The sequence below is a fragment of the Bacillus sp. JJ1566 genome (assembly GCF_036962685.1).
In the GTDB taxonomy this organism is placed as follows: domain Bacteria; phylum Bacillota; class Bacilli; order Bacillales; family Bacillaceae_L; genus Ferdinandcohnia.
In genome coordinates this window covers 1-19,028 of sequence record NZ_JBALOP010000013.1, presented here as the reverse complement: position 1 = coordinate 19,028, position 19,028 = coordinate 1, and the positions used below count along the sequence as shown (strand labels likewise).

Genomic DNA, 19,028 nt, shown 5'->3' with positions numbered 1-19,028 from the left:
ATAGTTTCGAATCTATTATACTGTTTTTTCTCAAACAGCACCAGATAATGGTAAACTAATGATAGGAATATAAGAGGGGGGTGCGGGTATGAAGAAGATCGTACTAGCGGGTGGTACAGGTTTTGTAGGTACCTATTTTTCTAAAAAATTTTCTGACCTTGGCTATGATGTTAAAGTCATTTCAAGAAATGCACCAAATATCACTTGGGATGATAGGGACGGAATTATGGAAGCACTCGAGAATTCTGAGATGCTTATTAATCTTGCTGGAAAATCTGTCAATTGCAGATACAACGAAAAAAACAAACAAGAAATTTTCACCTCACGAACGGAGACTACAAAAATATTGGGTGATGCTCTCAAAGATTGCAAAAATCCGCCGAAAATATGGATTAATTCCAGCACAGCAACCATTTATCGACACGCGGAAGATAGACCAATGACAGAAGAAGAAGGCGAAATCGGTACCGGTTTTTCAGTGGAGGTTGCAAAAAGTTGGGAGGAAGCCTTTTTTTCTTATCATTTCGAGAATATTAGACAGATAGCCCTAAGAATCTCTATCGTGCTTGGAGCAGGTGGTGGTGTGATGATTCCATATCAAAACCTGGTTCGTTTTGGTCTTGGCGGAATCCAGGGGCCAGGTACTCAAAAATTCAGTTGGATTCATATTGAGGATTTGTTCAATATTATTCTTTACATTCGGAATCACAACCATCTAAGAGGAGTCTTTAACTGCTCAACTCCTAATCCAATTACTAATCACGAATTGATGAAAAGTCTCCGAAAAGCTTACAATCGAAATATAGGCTTGCCAGCACCAGTTTGGCTTCTTGAACTGGGCGCAATTTTTATAAGAACAGAAACGGAATTAATTTTAAAAAGTAGATGGGTAATTCCAGAACGTCTTGAAAAGGAAGGATTTTTGTTTTCATATCCAACAATCGACGAAGCACTTGCACAAATTACAAAAAATAATTGAAACTATTTTCCTATAAATTCGTAAAGAATAGTGTTAAAAGGAAAATTTGGAGGGGATTTTATGCAAGGAAAAGGCTGTGTTAAATGTGGAAGTACCAATGCAGGGACGAAGGATGTTTCAATGACGGGCTCTGGCATAACAAAAATGTTAGATATTCAAAATAATCGTTTTACTGTGGTGTTTTGTAAAAACTGTGGGTACTCTGAGTTTTATAATAAGAATTCTTCGACTGCATCAAACATACTTGATTTATTCTTTGGATAATTTGAATAAGGAGATTTACAAATCATGCTACAAAAGTTCACTTTACAAACGAATGTACGTGACCAAATGATTGATGTAACGGATAAAGCTCAGGCTGTTGTTAATGAAAGTGGTTGTAGAGAGGGAGTATTGATTGTCTATTGCCCTCATACAACGGCTGGAATTACGATCAATGAAAATGCGGATCCTGATGTAAAACGTGACATGATTCGTCGTTTCGATGAAGTGTATCCCTGGTATCATGACCTTGACCGTCATATGGAGGGAAACACAGCAGCCCATATGAAAGCAAGTACTGTCGGGGCATCGCAACATGTTATTATTTCAGATGGTCGTTTACTTCTAGGTACGTGGCAAGGAATTTATTTTTGTGAATTTGATGGTCCGCGAACTCGTACCTTTTATGTAAAAATCATGTAAAAAGGTGAATCCCAAAAGATTCGCCTTTTCTCCGTTCCTCAAATGTCAATAGAATCTGTATACAGAAATTTTCCCAACCTTTTGTTAAAATAATAGTAAGTATTTAATTATTCAAAATTCTAGGAGGGGAACAAGAATGGATGAACGTTATCCGATAGGTGAATTTCATTTTGAAGGAGATTTGACAGGAGAACTAGTTTCGAGTTGGATAAAAGAAATTGAGACTTTACCATTATCAGTAAAGGAAACTGTCGAGGGGTTAACAAATCAACAACTCGATACACCATACCGCGATGGAGGTTGGACACTTCGCCAGGTTGTTCACCATATTGCGGATGCATCGATGAATTCGTATATTCGTTTTAAGTTAGCTGTTACAGAAAGCACTCCGGTTATTAAACCCTATGATGAAACGAAATGGGCAGAGCTATCCGATTCAGCTTTACCAGTCGATGCTTCATTAGCAATCATTAATGGTGTCCATCAGCGATGGGTTACACTTTTACAAAACTTTTCGATGGATGATTTCCAATTATCATATGTCCACCCAGAAGGCGGAGAAATGGAATTGGGCGTCTTTTTAGGATTCTGTGCATGGCATGGGAATCATCATCTAGCGCATATTACGACTTTAGTGAAAAATAAAAATTGGTAAATGTAAAAGCAATGCAACCAGCATTGCTTTCTTAATTTGTTTCCTTAATAAACATCCATTTAATTAAATGCTTTCCTTGTTCAAGTGTGATTTCACCTTCTGCAAGTGATTTCAAGATCGATCTCCATGAAGCAGTAACAATTATATAAATTGGTAGGGGGGATTCAGAAATGATTTCATTAAATAAAGATTCCACCTTATCACTATTTCTTCTTGGAGATTCCTCACAAAGTAAGCGACAAATACTTGCCTTCACTGCGAAATCTAATCCAATTAGCATTGCAGCTTCAATTTTTCTAGATGTATCTTCAAATAGAGATACTGCACCCTCCATTCTGTCTATAATCCTTTGTTCCATTTCTGCACGAATAACCTCATAAAGCTTTGTTTTTGACCCGAAGTGGTGATAAATAGCACCAGTTGTCATATTTGCTTTTTCAGCGAGCTCTGTGATATTAACAGCTTTAAATCCTTTGCTACTAAATTCCTCTAAAGCGACCTTTAGTATTGTATCTTTATTAGTTCCTGGTATTGGTATCCACTCTTTCATATCATGATAATAACATATTGACAGAGAAACGTAAATGAATTACGCTTAACATAATCAACTTACGTAATACATAAATAAATTACCTAATTGAGGAGGATGAGATATGAAATTACTATTTTTGTATCACCCGGTAAAAAACCTGAAAGAATCTCTTACATTTTATCGTGAAAACTTAGGGTTTGAAGAAGCTTGGAGGGAAGGGGAGCATACTGCAGCCATCTATTTACCAAACACAGATATTCGTCTTATGATTGAAGATGAAGACGAAGGGCTGTCTGCAGGTGGAGTCTTTTTAGTCGATAGTGTAGATGAGTTTTACAATAAGAATAAAGACAATCTTAAGTTTGTAAGGGAACCACACGACATTCCACCAGGACGATATGCCATATATTTAGACAATTCTGGTAACCCTATTCGTATTCTAGATTTTACAAAAGAAAAATAATAATTAATGCAGGCAGTCAAAGGGCTGTCTGCTTTTTATTAATAAAAAAGAGGAATCCAAGATTTGATTAGAGAATACCTATGGATAAAATAATGGAGGGGGATTTTATTTGATTTACGAAATGACATTTCAGTTTCGCGTCAGAGACATTTCTAATGGACAAAAGTGGTATGAAACGCTACTTCAGAAAAAACCTGATTTTATTCCTCATGATGGGTTTGCAGAGTGGGAGATTCTTCCCGGCTGTTGGCTTCAGATTGCTGAAGGCATTCCCTCAGTTGGTTCTGGTCCATTAAGATTAGGGGTAGACAATCTTGAAAATGAGCGTGAAAGACTTACCCGGGATTTACAAATAGAGCCCTTCGAAATACATTCAAGGAAAGAGGTCCCAGTAAAATGGGCTACATTTTCGGACCCCTGGGGAAATAGAATTGGATTATTTGAATACCAAAATGAATCTGAAAAAGAAGAACGAAAGCAAACTATTTTGGGTTTTCAAAAATAAAAGGAGGCCTATCAATGTCAAAATCTAAGACAAACGCCATGAGAATTTTAGATTCTAAAAAGATTGATTACGAGATCTATACATATGAAACCAATGATGGAAAAATAGATGGAATATCTGTTGCCCAAAAGGTAGGGTTAGACACTAAAAAAGTTTATAAAACATTGATTGCCCAAGGAAACAAAAAAGACATCTATGTGTTTGTAATTCCAGTGGAAGAAGAGCTTGATCTAAAAAAAGCAGCAAAAGTTGCTGAAGTTAAAAAAGTTGAAATGGTACCAGTAAAGGAAATCCAAAGCCTCACGGGATATATAAGAGGCGGTTGTTCCCCAATCGGTATGAAAAAAGGATACCCTACATTTATTGATGCCAACGCTTCGAATCTTGACAGGATCATTGTTAGCGCTGGAAAAATTGGTATGCAAGTCGAGTTAAAGGTTGCTGATTTACTAATGGCAACAGACGGTAAAATTGTAGGAATAATTAAAGAATGAGGTTCTCCTCCTACTATTCCCATTGGGATTGATCATTTAAGTTGTTAGAACCCAAGCTATATGTTAAACTAGAAGTATATAATAACTGGATATCTTAAGGGGAGTAGCTTTAACAGCAAAGTCGTCAATACAGAGGTTCAATCTCTCGGCTTTGTTGGCAACTTTTAACGTTGTTAGCAAGACCTTACCAAAACATGGTATAGGTCTTTTTCGCTCTTTTTGGCCTATATCAATCGTGATATAGGCCTTTTCTCATCCATCAAAAAGGAAGGGGAGTTTAAAATGAATTTTATCACAACAAGGAATTTGCCTGTGTTTATCACAAAGGAGCTTGAGCAGCTCCACAAGAAAATTGCACCGATCATGATGAAAACATCTAAATACATGTTCTGGTCGTTTCCATTGATCATAATTTCACTTATTAACTTAGTGTTTATGCTATTTTTCATGCCGTTTACACAAGAAGCTATTCCTTCACTTCTTATTTATTCCATCATTGGCGCAATTGGATTCGCCTTATCAAAGGAAGCGAAATTTAAAAAGAAGGAAATGGAAGCCATTTCTTCTGAATATATTATAAAAAGAATTAAAAAGAGTGATGTGTTAACATCTGGACGCCAGCAAGACTATATTGCACGTCTTCAAAACCAACCAAAGCTTACTTTACACTTTTTCATTGAATTTTTAAATGAGGAAAAACAGAGAGAAAAGCGAAATCTTTATTCCTAAAGGAGTTATATCATAATGAAACCCTCTAATGACGAAGTAAAGTTAAAGGCCAAAGGAACTGTGAAAAAAGCAAAGCCTAGAAAAACGATCCACCAAATCCTTTTACAGCTACAAAACCAGGGTGTTAATGCAACCCTTTGTAAAAAAAGGAGTAAGCTTGCTTTAGGATCGTAATTGAAAAACCTGACTCGATATGAGTCAGGTTTTTTTCATGCTGACAAAAGAATAGACAATTAGCATAATTGACAGATAAATTGTATATCCAATGAGTGAATTTATGTGACTCCAGGAGGGATCATGAAGAAACCAGCCAAACGATTCGGAAAGTTTTTCACTAACCGTCATGATTGACGCAAGGAAAAGTACAACACTGATCCTACCTACAGCACTCAATTTTTCACAAATAAAAAGAAACACAACTAAAATAAATGGCAAACCAACAAGTGTAAAGCCCACATGAATCGAAAAAACATCAGGAAATGGACGCACCGGAAAAGTGTAGAAACCTTTTCCAACATAATATAGGTCTAAATATGTTCCAATTAAGGATCCGAGTAAAATGGTGACGATAAGCGCAGAATTATTCCCGAAGCGAAATGGCTTTTTTGGCAATCGCTGCGAGTTCAAGTTTTTCAAGGGTTTTACAGTATTCATGAAGAATCTCTCCATCCACTAGTTCTTTATCGCGTTTAAGATAATAAATGATTTCCCAATCCTTGAACCAATCCCCAATCTCAGCAGCCTTATGTTTTCTATTTTGCCAAACCATCTCTAAACTCGGACTGTATATTCTCGGAGAACCTTTGGTTAGTTCACAGGATTTCACACGTGATTTCAATAAGAATCCAGGTAGTCCCTCATCGACATTATTAAAAAGATGCGGCCAGTAATCCTTTCTTGAACCGGAATGTTGAACTTTCTTTGCCCAGTTTTCAACTGATTTGAGCCGTTTTTTATCAGCAAATAAGATAGAATATAAACGTTTTCCTAACAATATGCGTTCACGAACGCTTTTAAATTGATGGAGGGTTTGACCGATAAAATAAATTTTCCCTTTTTCATATAACGGAAATAAAATATGATTTAAAGCCAATAAATCCTGAAGTTTGAATTCCAACGTATCAAAGACTTCCTTTTTATATTGGGAATTTGAAATCACTCGGTCCTCAAGATAGCTTTGCTCATTAATAATTTGAGCGACTGTAAGTGTATACGTATCTTGCCTCACCCAAAAATCGTTCCACACTGATTCCATAAAAACAGAAACATGAAAGTGAGGGAGAAGGTAAAACAAATTTTGCTGATATAGTTTACTTGCTTTATAGAGTAAAAATTGTGGGAAGGCATCCTGAAATATCAACCAATTTCCACGTTCCAAAAATGAAAAATAGACTTGCGCTTCCTTTTTTGTTAATAGCCTTGAAAGCTGTCCACCCTTTAAATCCGTCATATTCCAACCACCATTACGGGACACCATATGTCCAAGGAATGCCCAATGGATTTCAGGATGGGCAAGATAGAAATCCAGATAGGCTTTTGTCCTCGTCACATTATTCAGATTCAGACTCCTCGTCATCCTTTTAATTTGCTGAATCAGTTGCTGTTCCTCCAAAGTAAGTGGCGGCAAATATACTGGTCGCTTTTGGAGCCTTTTTAAATCTTTCTTAATCTGTAATAGAGATTCAGAGAGTGGATGTTTCTTCTTTTTAAAGAGTTTGCACATTAATGTTGACCTCCTCAATGAATGCTCTTGCTTAACAGTGAATATGTATGGGAGTAGGCTGAAGGGAGGTTACGAATGTTAGACAAGGTGAATGACGGCTTGCAGCAGTTAATCGACACCATTAGGAAGGACCAATCATCCAATGGAGCATGGAAATATCCCTTTGAAACAGGCATTTCGACGGATTGTTATATGATTATCTTATTAAGAAGCCTTGAAATAAATGATGAGAAATTGATTCAACAATTAACACAACGGATTTTAACTCGGCAGGAAGAGAATGGTGCATGGAAGCTTTTCTATGATGAAGGGGATGGAAATGTATCTACGACTGTGGAGGCATATTATGCATTGCTCTATTCGGGATATATCGAAAAGACTGATCCAAAAATGAAACGTGCGAAATCCTTTATTGTAAAAAATGGCGGACTTAAGAACATCCATATGTTTACTAAATTTATGCTCTCGTTAACAGGGCAACAAAAGTGGCCAACTTCTTTCCCACTGCCTCTTGAACTAATCCTGTTACCACACTCATTTCCGATACATTTTTATAGTTTCTCAGAATTCGGAAGAGCTAATCTTACACCAATCATGATTCTTTCAGACAAGAAGTATAGACTAATAACAAAGAAGAGTCCTAATTTATCTGATTTAGAAAGTAAGAGAAACGAAGATGGATTTGATTTCCGTGATTCACAGGAATGGCGATCATTTTATTCAACTATCAAACAGGCAATCAACCACTTAATTGGGTTACCTACTCATCTTCACCAACTAGCAACTGAACAAGCGAAGCAATATATGTTACGCAGAATTGAGCCTGATGGAACATTTTTAGGTTATTTCAGCTCAACCTTTCTCATGATTTTTGCATTACTTAGTTTGGCCTATCCAAAAAATCATCCAATTATTATAAATGCTATAAATGGATTAAAAGGGATGAAAACAGAGATTGAAGGTCATACCCATATGCAATACACCACTGCCGATGTATGGAATACCTCGTTACTTGGATATGCATTACAAGAGGCTGGTGTTCCTTCAACCCATTCTATGATTAAAAAAGCGAATAAATATTTATTGGAGCGACAACAGTTCAAATATGGGGATTGGGCGGTCCAAAATCCGTCTGGGCTCCCAGGAGGATGGGGCTTTGCAGACATGAATACAATTCATCCCGATGTTGATGATACAACTGCCTCACTGCGTTCAATTGCGAGAATGGTAAAAAAAGAACCAATATTTAGGCAATCGTGGGACAGGGGATTACATTGGCTTCTGACCATGCAAAATGAAGATGGGGGATGGCCAGCCTTCGAGAAAAATACAGATAGTAAGCTTCTTAGTTTTTTACCAATCGAAAAAGCGGATTATATTCTTACTGATCCTTCTTCCGCAGATGTGACTGGGCGTGCGCTCGAATATCTTGGTAAATATACGAATCTGCCAAAAGACCATCCTTCTGTTAAATCCGCAATTCGATGGCTATATAAAAATCAAGAAAACAATGGTTCCTGGTATGGTCGATGGGGAATCTGCTTTATTTATGGAACATGGGGGGCCTTGACCGGTTTACGTGCGGTTGGAGTCATGCCAAGACATTCTTCAATTAAGAAAGCAGTCACATGGCTAGAATCCATTCAAAATCAGGATGGTGGCTGGGGTGAATCGTGTAAAAGCGATAGTAAAAGTAAATATATATCGTTAAAGACAAGCACATTAACACATACTGCATGGGCTGTGGATGCTTTAATTTCAGCAAGTGATTATCCGACACAGGCAATTAATAAAGGGATACAATTTCTAATTTCAAATTTGAACCGAGACGACTGGACGACAAAATATCCGAAAGGGCAAGGTATGGCAGGTGACTTTTACATTCATTACCATAGCTATCGTTATATTTTTCCGCTTTTGGCACTAGCTCATTTCAAAAAGAAGTACACAAAAAAAAGCTAAAAGAAAAATTCTGCTCTTTTAGCTTTTCTTGAGTTTGGAAGGGTTATTAATTTTATAGTGAACCGGATCATCAATAATGAATTCTTCTTCGACATCTTTACCTTTTGCTAATTTCTTTTTCACAATCTTTGCATCAAATTCAAGGGTATTCCCAGGCTCAAGCTCTAATTTTTTTAGCGTTTTTGAATGTGAGCACCAAGCAAGTCCTATTTCAATTGGATTTTCTTCCTGAATGACAACATTCTCGAGGACGACAACTTCATCATTATCTTCGTTAAAATGGTTCCATGTTAATGCGAATTGTTTAACCGAAGCGGTAAAATGGACCTTGTCAGTAGGGAGCTCGATTTTTGGCGTTTTTTCCTTTTTTGCTTTTTTCTCAGGTTGTTCCTTTTTAACAGCTGGTTTTGATTCCGCTGTTAACGTTTTTTCATCCTTAGCCTCACTCGGTGTTTCCTTTTTCTTTGATGGACCTACCGCACTGTCTGAAATAGCGGCTTTTGTAAAGCTTGGTGATTGCATTTCTTTTAAATAGGCAGGGTGAATACATGTGAGATGCCCATCCTGAAATTCAAGCACAATTGTATTGTATTCTTGTGTTTTACCGTACACTTCATAGCCTTTTATCGTAACGATTCGTTGTTGCATTCTTTCCTTGTACCAGTACTCTTTTTTAACGGATAGGCCCCATTCTCGAACCTTTTCTTCATAGTGGGCTTCGTCCACAAATGTTTCGTAATCTCCTTTTGGGGGAAGAAACGCTGTTTCTCCTGAGTCCTCTACATGAGGCAATTTGTTCGCCATGTATGAACATCCTTTCATTTTTTACAAATTTATGTAAATCATATAAAATGAAACATATCTCTTTCTTATCATATATTTCTTTCTTACATATTTAAAGGTTTTTACTATTATTCAGCACGCTTCTGCTAAATAATAGTAAAAGCCTCCGGCGGATGCAACAGATTTCAAAGGTAACTTTTCGAGCAGTAAGATTAAAGACTAAAAACGCCACATCCTGTGGCAACGTCTTTATGACCCACATCGTGTGGGCCTAAAAATCTGGGCACAAATATGCAAAGGCGTATTTGATTTTAATTTTAACAAAAGGAGAATTGCCATGACAACTACGTATACCTCTCGAAGTGAAGTGCCTGAACAAGAAAAATGGAACTTGGATGATCTTTATTCTGACCTAAGTAAATGGGAGGATGTTTATCAGCTTATTGAAAAGATGGGCGAGGAGCTCTCAACATTTGATGGAAATATCCATGACGGACATTCATTATTTGAGTATTTAACCTTGAGTGAAAAAATGTCCTTCCATTTTAACAAGCTTTTTGCATATGCAATGTTAAAGGTAGATGAAGACACACGTGTGACAAAATCACAATCTTATTTAGACCGCGCCAAACAGCTAAGCGTAAAGGTGAGCTCAGCGAATTCTTTTTTCATGCCTTTTTTATTAAGCTTAGATGAAGAAACATTAAAACGTTACATTGCTGAAGAAGAAGGACTTCAGTATTTTGAAAAAGACCTTTTGGAATCCTTCCGTTATAAGCCACATGTATTGAATAAAGATCAAGAAGAAATTTTATCCCGATTAGGTGAAGCTCTTTCAGCACCAAGTACGACATATGGAATGATGAATAATGCCGATATTCGTTTTGGGAAGGTTACGAAAGATAATGGTGAGAAGGTTGAACTTACAAGGGGGATGTACGCAAAGCTTATTGAAGATGAGGATCGGCAGAAGCGTAAGGAAGCATATAAAGCCTATTATGAGCCTTATCTACACTTGAAAAATTCAATTGCATCAACGTTGTCAGCGGCAATTAAAAATAATGTCACAATCTCAAAGCTCAGGCACTATCCATCAGCACTTGAAAAAGCATTATTTGGCGATAATGTTCCAAAAGACGTCTATGAAAATCTCATCGAAACAACGAAGAAAAATATCGGTGCGATGCACAAATACACACGAATTCGCAAGGAAAAGTTGGGTCTTGATGAGCTTCATCAATACGATTTAAGCGTTCCTCTAGTTAGTGGGGCTAAGAAAGATATCTCCTACGATGAGGCATTTGAAACTATGTGTAAGGCGCTTGCTCCATTAGGTGAAGATTATGTCAATACACTCAAGGAATTTAGAAAAGCTCGTTATTTTGACGTTAGGGAGACACCTGGAAAGCGTTCAGGCGCTTATAATCTAGGTGTGTATGGAGTACATCCATATATTCTTTTAAATCATCAGGATGACCTGGATAGTTTATTTACATTGGTTCATGAATGTGGCCACGGAGTTCACAGTAAATTAAGCTCTGAGCACCAACCACAAATTACAGCACGTTATAGTATTTTTGTTGCAGAGGTTGCTTCAACTGTGAACGAGGTATTATTAATCAACTACCTATTGAACACGGAAGAAAATGAGGAGGTCAAAAAATTCCTCATCAATCATTTTATTGATAAATTTAAAGGGACTTTATTTACACAAGTTATGTTTGCTGAGTTTGAGAAGAAGACACATGAAATGGCCGAACAAGGTCTGCCTTTAAATGTAGAATCCTTTAGTGAAGTATACGAGGGATTATTTAGAGAATACCATGGCGAGGATCTTGTATTTGATGACGAAGTCCAATATGGTTGGGCTAGAATCCCGCATTTTTACCGTCCATTTTATGTGTATAAGTACGCTACAGGATTTGCATCAGCCATTCATATTGCAACGAAAATTCTTGAAGGGGACGAAACAACATTAATTTCTTATCTTGAATTCTTAAAAAGTGGCAGTTCTGACTACCCGCTTGAGCTGTTGAAAAAGACAGGGGTAGACCTTACAACTCCATATCCGATTGAAAATTCACTAAAAAAATTCAACGATTTAGTAGAGGAATTTTCAGCGTTATAAAACGAATAGCCTTCCGGACATGGAAGGCTATTCATTATTCCTTTGGATGCACCATTTCCTCAGGTTTTACATATTGTTCAAATTGTTCATCTGTTAAAATTCCTAGCTGCATGGCCGCGTCTTTTAAAGAAGTATTATGTGCATGTGCATGTTTTGCCATTTTAGCTGCTTTTTCATAGCCAATATAAGGATTTAAGGCAGTTACAAGCATCAATGAATCTTGTAGGTTTTTAGAGATAATTGCTTGATTTGCTTGAATACCGATTGCGCAATTTTTATTGAAAGATTCGATTGAATCAGCTAAAAGTCTTACAGATTGAAGATAATTATAAATAATCACCGGCTTAAATACATTAAGCTCAAAATTCCCTTGACTTGCAGCAATTCCAATGGTTGCATCATTGCCCATGACCTGAACAGCAACCATGGTTAGAGCCTCACTCTGTGTCGGGTTAACCTTTCCAGGCATGATTGAGCTTCCTGGTTCATTTTCAGGAATCATAAGTTCCCCAATACCACAACGTGGACCACTCGCAAGCCATCTTACATCATTTGCAATTTTCATTAAATCTGCTGCCAAAGCTTTTAAAGCTCCGTGAGCATAAACGAGCTCATCGTGACTGGTTAGGGCATGGAATTTATTTTCGGATGAAAGAAAGGAGAGCTTGGTGTACTCCGAAATTTCCTTCGCAACATATTCGCCAAACTTCGGATGAGCATTTATCCCAGTTCCAACTGCTGTGCCGCCAATCGCAAGCGCGAGCATTTTATCAGTTGATTCTATAATCATCTCCTTAGAGCGCCTTAACATATGGACCCAGCCGCTTATTTCTTGACCAAGAGTTAACGGAGTAGCATCCTGAAGATGGGTTCTACCAATTTTTACGATGTTCGCAAACTCTTTTTCCTTTTGTTCTAAAGTAGCTTGTAACGTATCTATAGCAGGGAGAAGACGTTCATTTACAGCTTTCACACCAGCAATATGCATGGCAGTTGGAAAAGTGTCATTTGAACTTTGACTCATATTGACATCATCATTCGGATGGACTTTATCCTCAATTCGGTGATCCTTTAACCACTGGTTGGCACGGTTAGCAATAACCTCATTTACATTCATATTACTTTGCGTCCCGCTACCGGTTTGCCACACAACAAGTGGAAAATGGTCAAAAATACTTCCTGATAGAATCTCATCACAAGCATTTATAATTGCTTTTGCTTTATTAGCACTTAGTTTCCCAAGCTTTTCATTTGTGATGGCTGCACTTCTTTTTAATATAGCAAAAGCTTCAATTACCCCTTGTGGCATCTTTTCCGTTCCGATTCGAAAATTTTCTTTACTCCGTTGGGTTTGGGCAGCCCAGTAGGCATTCACTGGAACCTTGATTTCACCCATCGTGTCTTTTTCAATTCTATAATCCAAGATTATCACCTCTAATTTTCTTCCTTTATATAACGTACCAATTATTCCCTTGTTTTATGTCTTAAAGAAAGTATAGATTACAACTACATTGTCAATAAAAGTGATAGAATTTATAATGGAGTTTTGAATGATTTGGGAGGTGGGATTAAGTGAATGATGGGGAATGCTTTTTTAATAGAAAGAGAGAACAACTCGGTGTACAGCTAAATGACGTTCAAAAAAAGGCCGTTCTCCACACAAGGGGACCTTTACTCCTACTAGCTTCACCTGGTTCAGGTAAAACGACGACAACAATCATGCGAATCGGTTATTTAATAGAAGAAGAAAGGGTCAAACCTTCACGCATAAAGGCAGTAACCTTTAGCCGTGCATCTGCAGCCGATATGAAAGAAAGATTTGCTCGCTTCTTTCCAGATCACCCTTCGGATTCAGTAGACTTTTCAACTATTCATAGTCTTGCATTTCAGGTGGTGCGGGATTATTTTTATAATCAAAAAATTTCTTACCAGTTGATTGAAGGAAATCAAGATGGCGGTCCAAATAAAAAACTACTATTACGAAAAATTTTTAAATCTACTAATGGTGAAAATATTACGGAAGAGCAGCTTGAAGAATTAACAACTTATATTAGTTTTGTTAAAAATAAACTGCTGCCACGAGATGAGTGGGAAAATATAGATTGTGACATACCATTTGTCGAGAACATTTTTGAGGAATATGAAAAAATAAAGAATGCAAACCCAAAGCATCTCTTACTGGACTATGACGATATGCTAACGATAGCAAATGATACATTTAGTAAGGATAAAATGATTCTTCGAAAATACCAAGACCGTTATGATTATGTTCTTACAGATGAAAGCCAGGATACGTCACTCGTTCAACATGAAATCATCGAGAAGCTTGTAAAGCATCATCAAAATCTATATGTCGTGGCAGACGATGATCAATCGATTTATTCCTGGCGTGGAGCGGAGCCGAAGTATTTGCTCGATTTTAAAAAAGTATATCCGAATGCGGTTATCCTAAAAATGGAGCAGAACTATCGTTCATCAAAGGATATCGTCGATGTTGCCAATCGGTTCATTAAGCGGAATAAAGACCGCTACGACAAAAATATGTTCACTGAAAACCCTAATCATAAACCAATTGAAATTACACAATTTGAGGATTATCGAATTCAAGCAAAATATATTGTGCAAGTAATTGATAGGGTGGAAAAGAAGAAGGATGTGGCTGTCCTATACCGGAACAACTCTTCATCTATCATGCTAATTAATGAACTTGAACGGAATCAAATTCCTTTTTATATAAAGGATTCTGATAATCGCTTTTTCTCACATTGGGTTGTGAAAGATATCTTGAATTTTATGAGAATGACATTTACCGATAAACGAGTGGATATTTTTCAGCAAATTTACACCAAATGTGGGTTTTATATATCAAGAGAACAATTGTTCGATTTGACAAAAAAGGAGCCAAATGAGTCTATTTTTGCAAGACTTTTACAAAATAAAAGCTTAAAAGACTATCAAGTGAAACAAATTCAAGCATGCCAGAAAACCTTTCAACAGATGAAGGGGGTCAAGCCACTTAAAGCGATTAAATTAATTAGGGACCAGATTGGTTATGACAAGACACTTAAGGAAATGAGCAAGAAGCTCGGATTTAAAACGGATTATCTCTTCAGTGTGCTTCAAACCCTTGAGGAAATTGCAGATACTCTTGAAACAATGGAGCAATTTGCAGAACGATTAAAGCATCTCGAAAATCTGATGAAAGCCTCGAAATTTAATAAGAATAAAGATGCCATCACGCTTTCCACATTTCATAGTTCAAAAGGGCTTGAGTTTAAAAAAGTTTATATGATTGATCTAATTGAAGGTGTGATTCCTTCGCATGATGAGATTAATAAATATAAAGATGGTGACCGCAGTCTAATGGAGGAGGCAGTACGACTATTTTATGTTGGGATGACGCGTGCTGAACAGGAGCTGGAGCTTTTATCCTATAAAAAACAAAATGGAAAAGATGTCGCTCAGTCTCGTCTTGTCGCAAATGTAAAGAACATTATCTCACCGCCAGCTAGGGTGCAAGCTTCGGAGCCTCAGAAAAAGCAGGCGCGGAAAAAATCGGCTGTCCCTTATAATCCAAATGCGATTAAAAAGGCAAATGAAATACAAGAGGGAATGGTTGTGAAGCATCGTGTTTTTGGACACGGAACAATCGTTTCAGTCTCTGACGAAAAAATCGAAATTCAATTTCAAAGAGAGAAGAAAGCATTACTACTTGAAACCTGCCTGGAAATGGGGTTGTTAGAGCCCGCAGAAGGGGTAAAGATAGATTAAGGAAAGGTTTTGCACCTTTCCTATTTTATCCTTTTTCAATTGTTTCTACTTCGTTTTTTGACTCTACGGGTGCTTTCTCACCCTTCGCAGCTTTAACTTGCTCAATTTCTTTTTCTAACTTTTTTATTTGTCTCTGCTGCTTGTATTGACGAAGAATCCCAAACATACCTACAATCAGACCACCAAGTAAAGCGGACCCCAAAATGATTAAAATAAGTGGTATTTCTGTATAACCAAATACAAAATTAACTCTTACAGAATCCACATTTACTACAGCAAATATAGCGATAATCAATGCAAAGATAAGCCCTAATATTAAATTCCACTGGAATCTCAAAACATACAACTCCTTAATTCTGTTTCGTTTTTATCTTACCCATTTTTGCATGACATGTTCATGCTACATACCAATTAGTCGAAATCCTCGTAAAAACTATTATATAATTAACATATTGATGAAAATAGGAGTTGAAAAAATGAGTACGTTATTTCCAACGCTTTACGACCTCTTTATGAAACCACTCGAAAAAAGAAAATTCATCTCGATTCGAAGTCATTTACTTTCAAAAGCAACTGGACAAGTGCTCGAACTCGGTTCTGGAACAGGGATTAATTTTCCGCTATATCGCGATGTTCGAAGCGTTACGGCAATCGAACCTAATCCACTTATGTCAAATAGAGCAAATGAAAATAAAGCGCAAGCTATTGTTCCGATTGAAATTATTCAAGCGGATGCAGAAAAACTACCTTTTGACGATAATACATTTGACACAATAGTAGCGACACTAGTTTTTTGCACGATTCCAGATGCAAAAAAGGCAATACTTGAAATGAAAAGGGTTTGCAAACCTAATGGAAAAATACTTATGTTTGAACACGTAAAAATGAGGAACCCATTTTTGTCAAACCTTCAGGAATGGCTTACACCTGCATGGAAAAAAATATGTGATGGCTGTTGTTTAAATAGGGAGACAGAGAGACTAGTAAAAGAAAATGGATTAACTATTGTTGACATAACAGAATTTTTTAATGGACTCTTCATTACGATGGAAATTAAAAATAATAAACAGGAGTGCTGACCTTTGGTTACTGAAATATACTTAAATGATTACAAATTGGATGTATCGAATTACCATGATGAAACTGAAAATGATCGATTATTAATAAAAATAGATTTTAAAGTATCAAGTGAAGATTACCATGATGTTACAACTCTTTTATATAAAGGGAATTTTGATTTAAAGGTTCCAGAACGAAATATTGCTTGTACGGCTACAATCCATGAATACTCAACTTCAATCACGAATCTTTATGAAAAAAATCAGGTAGGAGATTTCACATTAACTCTTCGTGAAATTCGGGAATAGGAGGGTTTTAGATGAAATTAAGTATTTTAGATCAAGCTCCTATTTCAGCTAATCAAACTCCACAGGAGGCATTAACTGAATCAATGAAGTTGGCACAAGCGGGGGAACGATTAGGCTATACAAGGTATTGGATTGCTGAACATCATGACTTACCCGGACTTGCATGCCCGGCACCTGAGGTTATGCTTGGATACATTGGTTCGCAAACGAATTCCATTCGGATTGGTTCGGGTGCTGTTCTGTTGCCTCACTATAAACCATATAAGGTTGCTGAGGTCTACAATATGCTTGCCACTTTATTTCCGAATCGGATCGACATCGGTATCGGAAGAGCGCCTGGAGGATCGGCTGAAGCAACCAATGCTTTATCAGATAATTTTTTACAACAGGTTTGGAAGATGCCAGAACTAATCGACATGCTGCTTCATTTTATACATCATGATTTTCCTAATGACCATGAATTTGCGAACTTGAAGGCAGCACCAATTCCAGCAATACACCCTGAACCTTGGTTACTAGGAACGAGCAAAAAAAGTGCCATACTAGCTGCGGAAAAAGGATTGGCATACACATTCGGACTGTTCATGAGCGACAATGATGGTAGAGAAATCGTCAAAAAATATATGAATAGCTTTACGCCACGAAGTGTAGGGGACAAGCCACGTGTAATTGTCACTGTTTCTGCCATTTGTGCTGAAACTACAGAGAAAGCAGAAGCCATTGCGTTAAGTTCTTATGTTTGGAGTAAGCAAAGAGAAAAGCGAGAAGGGAAAGAAGGTATTCCGTCCATTACAGAAGCAAAGGAATATCTTGATGAAAAGAATCTTCATGAGGGCTTCGAAAAAATGAAACAGAAAGTCATCATTGGAAATCCAAAGGATGTGAAGGATAGACTCGAAAAACTTAAACAGGCATACCAAGCAGATGAAATTATGATTGTCACCATTACACACTCCCCAGAGGACCGACTTAAATCCTATGAATTAATTGCTAAAGAGACAGGGCTTGAAACAATATGAAATTTGTAGCATTAAAAAAGCCACGAAACTTTTCGTTCCGTGGCTTTCATTCAAATATCTGCCGTAAGGTCGGCTTTTTTCTTAGCTTTTAAGAATTTCACAATATTGATGACAATTGTTTTAATTACAGCATAAGTTGGAATTGCTAGAATCATGCCCAACACGCCTGCTAGATTTCCCGCAGCAAGTAAAAGAATAATGATCGTCGCTGGATGTGTATCAAGTGTCTTCCCAAGAATAAGAGGGGATAGGACATTCCCTTCAATTTGCTGTGCAATTACAATCACAACCACCACTAATAATGCCTTCATAGGGGAGTCAAAAAGAGCTACAAGTACGGCCGGAGCTCCACCTAAAAGTGGTCCAACATATGGAATAATATTAGTCACTGCAACGATTAATGCCATCACAAGCGCAAATGGTAAATCAATAATCAAGTACCCGATAAAGGATAAGGTTCCAACAGCTAATGCTACGGTTACCTGACCTTGAATATATGCGGATAGGGTTTCGCCAGTTTCTTTTAAAATCGTTAAAGCTTCGTCTCTGTAGTCAGTTGGAAAAAATCTTGCAATGGCGTGTGGTAATCGATCGCCGTCCTTGAACATATAGAACAAGAGAAATGGCACGGTTACAAGGATGATTGCAATATTAGTTACTACCCCAATAATTTGCGAAATACCACCTGTAATCCGATTTGGAAGAGTGTTCGCAAAAGCAATTAATTTCTCTTCAATTGTATTTAATAGCTCTTGCTGTTCAGTCTGAATCCACTTGAACTCTGAGGATTTAGAGAATTCCTCAAAAAAGTCCATCGCTTGATTCGCATACCCTGGTAAGGCATTGCCGAGAGCCGTAAATTGGTTAGAAATAACAGGTACTAAATTCACGCCTGCTAATACGATTAACCCAAAAAATACGATATAAATGATTAATATTCCAAGACTCCTCGGAACTTTATGGCGATGCAGGAATTTGACGACCGGATTTAAAAGAAAATAAAGAAATCCAGTAATTAAAATTGGGAAAAAGACTGTTGAGAAAAATACACCAATCGGTTTAAATAAAAATGTAATTTTCGTTGAAACAAAGATGATCGTTAGAATTAATAGGATTTGAATAAGCCAGTATTGCAATTTCGTTTTCGACAAAGTATGTACCTTCTTTTCTAATCAAATTCGCCTTGGCGTATTTGCGCCCGATTTTTTTCGAGCACGCTCGAAAAATTTCCTCT

At 37.1% G+C, this 19,028-nt stretch carries 22 protein-coding genes; 15 read left to right on the top strand and 7 right to left on the bottom strand.

Going from position 1 to position 19,028, the window contains the following annotated elements:
• The first annotated feature begins 88 nt into the window (after positions 1–88).
• The 4 genes from V7112_RS06470 (at position 89) to V7112_RS06455 (ending at position 2,318) form a co-directional block, all read left to right on the top strand.
• Positions 89–979 carry a TIGR01777 family oxidoreductase gene (locus V7112_RS06470; RefSeq protein WP_335416907.1) on the top strand — a complete coding sequence of 297 codons (891 nt, stop codon included), beginning with the start codon at positions 89–91 and terminating at the stop codon, positions 977–979.
• 60 nt (positions 980–1,039) lie between these two features.
• Positions 1,040–1,243, top strand: a complete 204-nt coding sequence (locus tag V7112_RS06465; RefSeq protein WP_335416905.1) for a zinc ribbon domain-containing protein — start codon at positions 1,040–1,042, stop codon at positions 1,241–1,243.
• Positions 1,244–1,267: 24 nt separating this feature from the next.
• Entirely contained in the window at positions 1,268–1,663 is a 396-nt protein-coding gene (locus V7112_RS06460; protein WP_335416903.1) for a secondary thiamine-phosphate synthase enzyme YjbQ, read from the top strand.
• Positions 1,664–1,799: 136 nt separating this feature from the next.
• The gene (locus tag V7112_RS06455; RefSeq protein ID WP_335416901.1) at positions 1,800–2,318 is read left to right on the top strand and encodes a YfiT family bacillithiol transferase; all 519 of its coding nucleotides are present in this window, start codon (positions 1,800–1,802) and stop codon (positions 2,316–2,318) included.
• Between the two features lie 31 nt (positions 2,319–2,349).
• On the opposite strand, the gene V7112_RS06450 is transcribed toward V7112_RS06455, so the two are convergent.
• Positions 2,350–2,868, bottom strand: a complete 519-nt coding sequence (locus tag V7112_RS06450; RefSeq protein ID WP_335416899.1) for a TetR/AcrR family transcriptional regulator — start codon at positions 2,866–2,868, stop codon at positions 2,350–2,352.
• A gap of 103 nt (positions 2,869–2,971) precedes the next feature.
• On the opposite strand from V7112_RS06450, the gene V7112_RS06445 reads away from it, so the two are divergent.
• From V7112_RS06445 to V7112_RS06425, 5 genes are all read left to right on the top strand, one after another.
• Positions 2,972–3,313: a VOC family protein gene (locus V7112_RS06445; protein ID WP_335416897.1), complete on the top strand. Its 342-nt coding sequence runs from the start codon at positions 2,972–2,974 to the stop codon at positions 3,311–3,313.
• A 109-nt stretch (positions 3,314–3,422) separates the two neighbouring features.
• Positions 3,423–3,818: a VOC family protein gene (locus V7112_RS06440; protein ID WP_335416895.1), complete on the top strand. Its 396-nt coding sequence runs from the start codon at positions 3,423–3,425 to the stop codon at positions 3,816–3,818.
• A gap of 14 nt (positions 3,819–3,832) precedes the next feature.
• Entirely contained in the window at positions 3,833–4,312 is a 480-nt protein-coding gene (gene ybaK / locus V7112_RS06435; protein ID WP_335416892.1) for a Cys-tRNA(Pro) deacylase, read from the top strand.
• Positions 4,313–4,594: 282 nt separating this feature from the next.
• Complete coding sequence (locus V7112_RS06430) at positions 4,595–5,041, top strand: DUF5392 family protein (protein ID WP_335416891.1); 447 nt, start codon at positions 4,595–4,597, stop codon at positions 5,039–5,041.
• A 15-nt stretch (positions 5,042–5,056) separates the two neighbouring features.
• A complete protein-coding gene (locus tag V7112_RS06425; RefSeq protein WP_335416889.1) occupies positions 5,057–5,215 on the top strand; it encodes a hypothetical protein in 159 nt (52 codons plus the stop codon).
• A 24-nt stretch (positions 5,216–5,239) separates the two neighbouring features.
• Here the strand turns inward: V7112_RS06425 and V7112_RS06420 are convergent, their stop codons facing one another.
• Positions 5,240–5,695, bottom strand: coding sequence for a CBO0543 family protein (locus V7112_RS06420; protein ID WP_335416887.1), 456 nt, complete (start codon positions 5,693–5,695; stop codon positions 5,240–5,242).
• Complete coding sequence (locus V7112_RS06415; RefSeq protein WP_335416885.1) at positions 5,622–6,764, bottom strand: DUF2515 domain-containing protein; 1,143 nt, start codon at positions 6,762–6,764, stop codon at positions 5,622–5,624. Before V7112_RS06415 ends, V7112_RS06420 begins: the two co-directional genes overlap by 74 nt.
• A 75-nt stretch (positions 6,765–6,839) precedes the next feature.
• Between V7112_RS06415 and shc the strand changes: the two genes are divergently transcribed.
• Positions 6,840–8,726 carry a squalene--hopene cyclase gene (gene shc / locus V7112_RS06410; protein WP_335416883.1) on the top strand — a complete coding sequence of 629 codons (1,887 nt, stop codon included), beginning with the start codon at positions 6,840–6,842 and terminating at the stop codon, positions 8,724–8,726.
• A gap of 18 nt (positions 8,727–8,744) precedes the next feature.
• On the opposite strand, the gene V7112_RS06405 is transcribed toward shc, so the two are convergent.
• Positions 8,745–9,530 carry a hypothetical protein gene (locus V7112_RS06405; RefSeq protein WP_335416882.1) on the bottom strand — a complete coding sequence of 262 codons (786 nt, stop codon included), beginning with the start codon at positions 9,528–9,530 and terminating at the stop codon, positions 8,745–8,747.
• A 316-nt stretch (positions 9,531–9,846) separates the two neighbouring features.
• Here V7112_RS06405 and pepF point away from each other — a divergent pair, with 316 nt between their 5' ends.
• Positions 9,847–11,637 (top strand): oligoendopeptidase F, encoded by a 1,791-nt coding sequence (gene pepF / locus V7112_RS06400; RefSeq protein WP_335416879.1) that lies wholly within the window; start codon positions 9,847–9,849, stop codon positions 11,635–11,637.
• A gap of 34 nt (positions 11,638–11,671) precedes the next feature.
• On the opposite strand, the gene fumC is transcribed toward pepF, so the two are convergent.
• A complete protein-coding gene (gene fumC / locus V7112_RS06395) occupies positions 11,672–13,060 on the bottom strand; it encodes a class II fumarate hydratase (RefSeq protein ID WP_335416877.1) in 1,389 nt (462 codons plus the stop codon).
• A 149-nt stretch (positions 13,061–13,209) separates the two neighbouring features.
• On the opposite strand from fumC, the gene V7112_RS06390 reads away from it, so the two are divergent.
• Positions 13,210–15,408, top strand: a complete 2,199-nt coding sequence (locus tag V7112_RS06390; protein WP_335416875.1) for an ATP-dependent helicase — start codon at positions 13,210–13,212, stop codon at positions 15,406–15,408.
• A gap of 25 nt (positions 15,409–15,433) precedes the next feature.
• Here the strand turns inward: V7112_RS06390 and V7112_RS06385 are convergent, their stop codons facing one another.
• The gene (locus tag V7112_RS06385; RefSeq protein WP_335416874.1) at positions 15,434–15,745 is read right to left on the bottom strand and encodes a LapA family protein; all 312 of its coding nucleotides are present in this window, start codon (positions 15,743–15,745) and stop codon (positions 15,434–15,436) included.
• Between the two features lie 139 nt (positions 15,746–15,884).
• On the opposite strand from V7112_RS06385, the gene V7112_RS06380 reads away from it, so the two are divergent.
• From V7112_RS06380 to V7112_RS06370, 3 genes are read left to right on the top strand one after another with little or no spacing between them, the layout of a single operon-like run.
• Positions 15,885–16,487, top strand: coding sequence for a class I SAM-dependent methyltransferase (locus V7112_RS06380; protein WP_335416872.1), 603 nt, complete (start codon positions 15,885–15,887; stop codon positions 16,485–16,487).
• Positions 16,488–16,490: 3 nt separating this feature from the next.
• On the top strand, positions 16,491–16,775 hold the full coding sequence (locus tag V7112_RS06375; protein ID WP_335416870.1) for a DUF3219 family protein: 285 nt from the start codon (positions 16,491–16,493) through the stop codon (positions 16,773–16,775).
• An 11-nt stretch (positions 16,776–16,786) separates the two neighbouring features.
• On the top strand, positions 16,787–17,794 hold the full coding sequence (locus tag V7112_RS06370) for an LLM class flavin-dependent oxidoreductase (protein WP_335416868.1): 1,008 nt from the start codon (positions 16,787–16,789) through the stop codon (positions 17,792–17,794).
• A gap of 50 nt (positions 17,795–17,844) precedes the next feature.
• On the opposite strand, the gene V7112_RS06365 is transcribed toward V7112_RS06370, so the two are convergent.
• Complete coding sequence (locus V7112_RS06365) at positions 17,845–18,945, bottom strand: AI-2E family transporter (RefSeq protein WP_335416866.1); 1,101 nt, start codon at positions 18,943–18,945, stop codon at positions 17,845–17,847.
• Between the last annotated feature and the right edge of the window lie 83 nt (positions 18,946–19,028).

Bases quoted from the DNA above. Each gene is read 5' to 3' on its own strand.
- V7112_RS06470 (WP_335416907.1), top strand. From the start codon at position 89: ATGAAGAAGATCGTACTAGCGGGTGGTACAGGTTTTGTAGGTACCTAT.
- V7112_RS06465 (WP_335416905.1), top strand. From the start codon at position 1,040: ATGCAAGGAAAAGGCTGTGTTAAATGTGGAAGTACCAATGCAGGGACG.
- V7112_RS06460 (WP_335416903.1), top strand. From the start codon at position 1,268: ATGCTACAAAAGTTCACTTTACAAACGAATGTACGTGACCAAATGATT.
- V7112_RS06455 (WP_335416901.1), top strand. From the start codon at position 1,800: ATGGATGAACGTTATCCGATAGGTGAATTTCATTTTGAAGGAGATTTG.
- V7112_RS06450 (WP_335416899.1), bottom strand. From the start codon at position 2,868: ATGAAAGAGTGGATACCAATACCAGGAACTAATAAAGATACAATACTA.
- V7112_RS06445 (WP_335416897.1), top strand. From the start codon at position 2,972: ATGAAATTACTATTTTTGTATCACCCGGTAAAAAACCTGAAAGAATCT.
- ybaK (WP_335416892.1), top strand. From the start codon at position 3,833: ATGTCAAAATCTAAGACAAACGCCATGAGAATTTTAGATTCTAAAAAG.
- V7112_RS06430 (WP_335416891.1), top strand. From the start codon at position 4,595: ATGAATTTTATCACAACAAGGAATTTGCCTGTGTTTATCACAAAGGAG.
- V7112_RS06425 (WP_335416889.1), top strand. From the start codon at position 5,057: ATGAAACCCTCTAATGACGAAGTAAAGTTAAAGGCCAAAGGAACTGTG.
- V7112_RS06420 (WP_335416887.1), bottom strand. From the start codon at position 5,695: ATGAATACTGTAAAACCCTTGAAAAACTTGAACTCGCAGCGATTGCCA.
- V7112_RS06415 (WP_335416885.1), bottom strand. From the start codon at position 6,764: ATGTGCAAACTCTTTAAAAAGAAGAAACATCCACTCTCTGAATCTCTA.
- shc (WP_335416883.1), top strand. From the start codon at position 6,840: ATGTTAGACAAGGTGAATGACGGCTTGCAGCAGTTAATCGACACCATT.
- V7112_RS06405 (WP_335416882.1), bottom strand. From the start codon at position 9,530: ATGGCGAACAAATTGCCTCATGTAGAGGACTCAGGAGAAACAGCGTTT.
- pepF (WP_335416879.1), top strand. From the start codon at position 9,847: ATGACAACTACGTATACCTCTCGAAGTGAAGTGCCTGAACAAGAAAAA.
- V7112_RS06380 (WP_335416872.1), top strand. From the start codon at position 15,885: ATGAGTACGTTATTTCCAACGCTTTACGACCTCTTTATGAAACCACTC.
- V7112_RS06370 (WP_335416868.1), top strand. From the start codon at position 16,787: ATGAAATTAAGTATTTTAGATCAAGCTCCTATTTCAGCTAATCAAACT.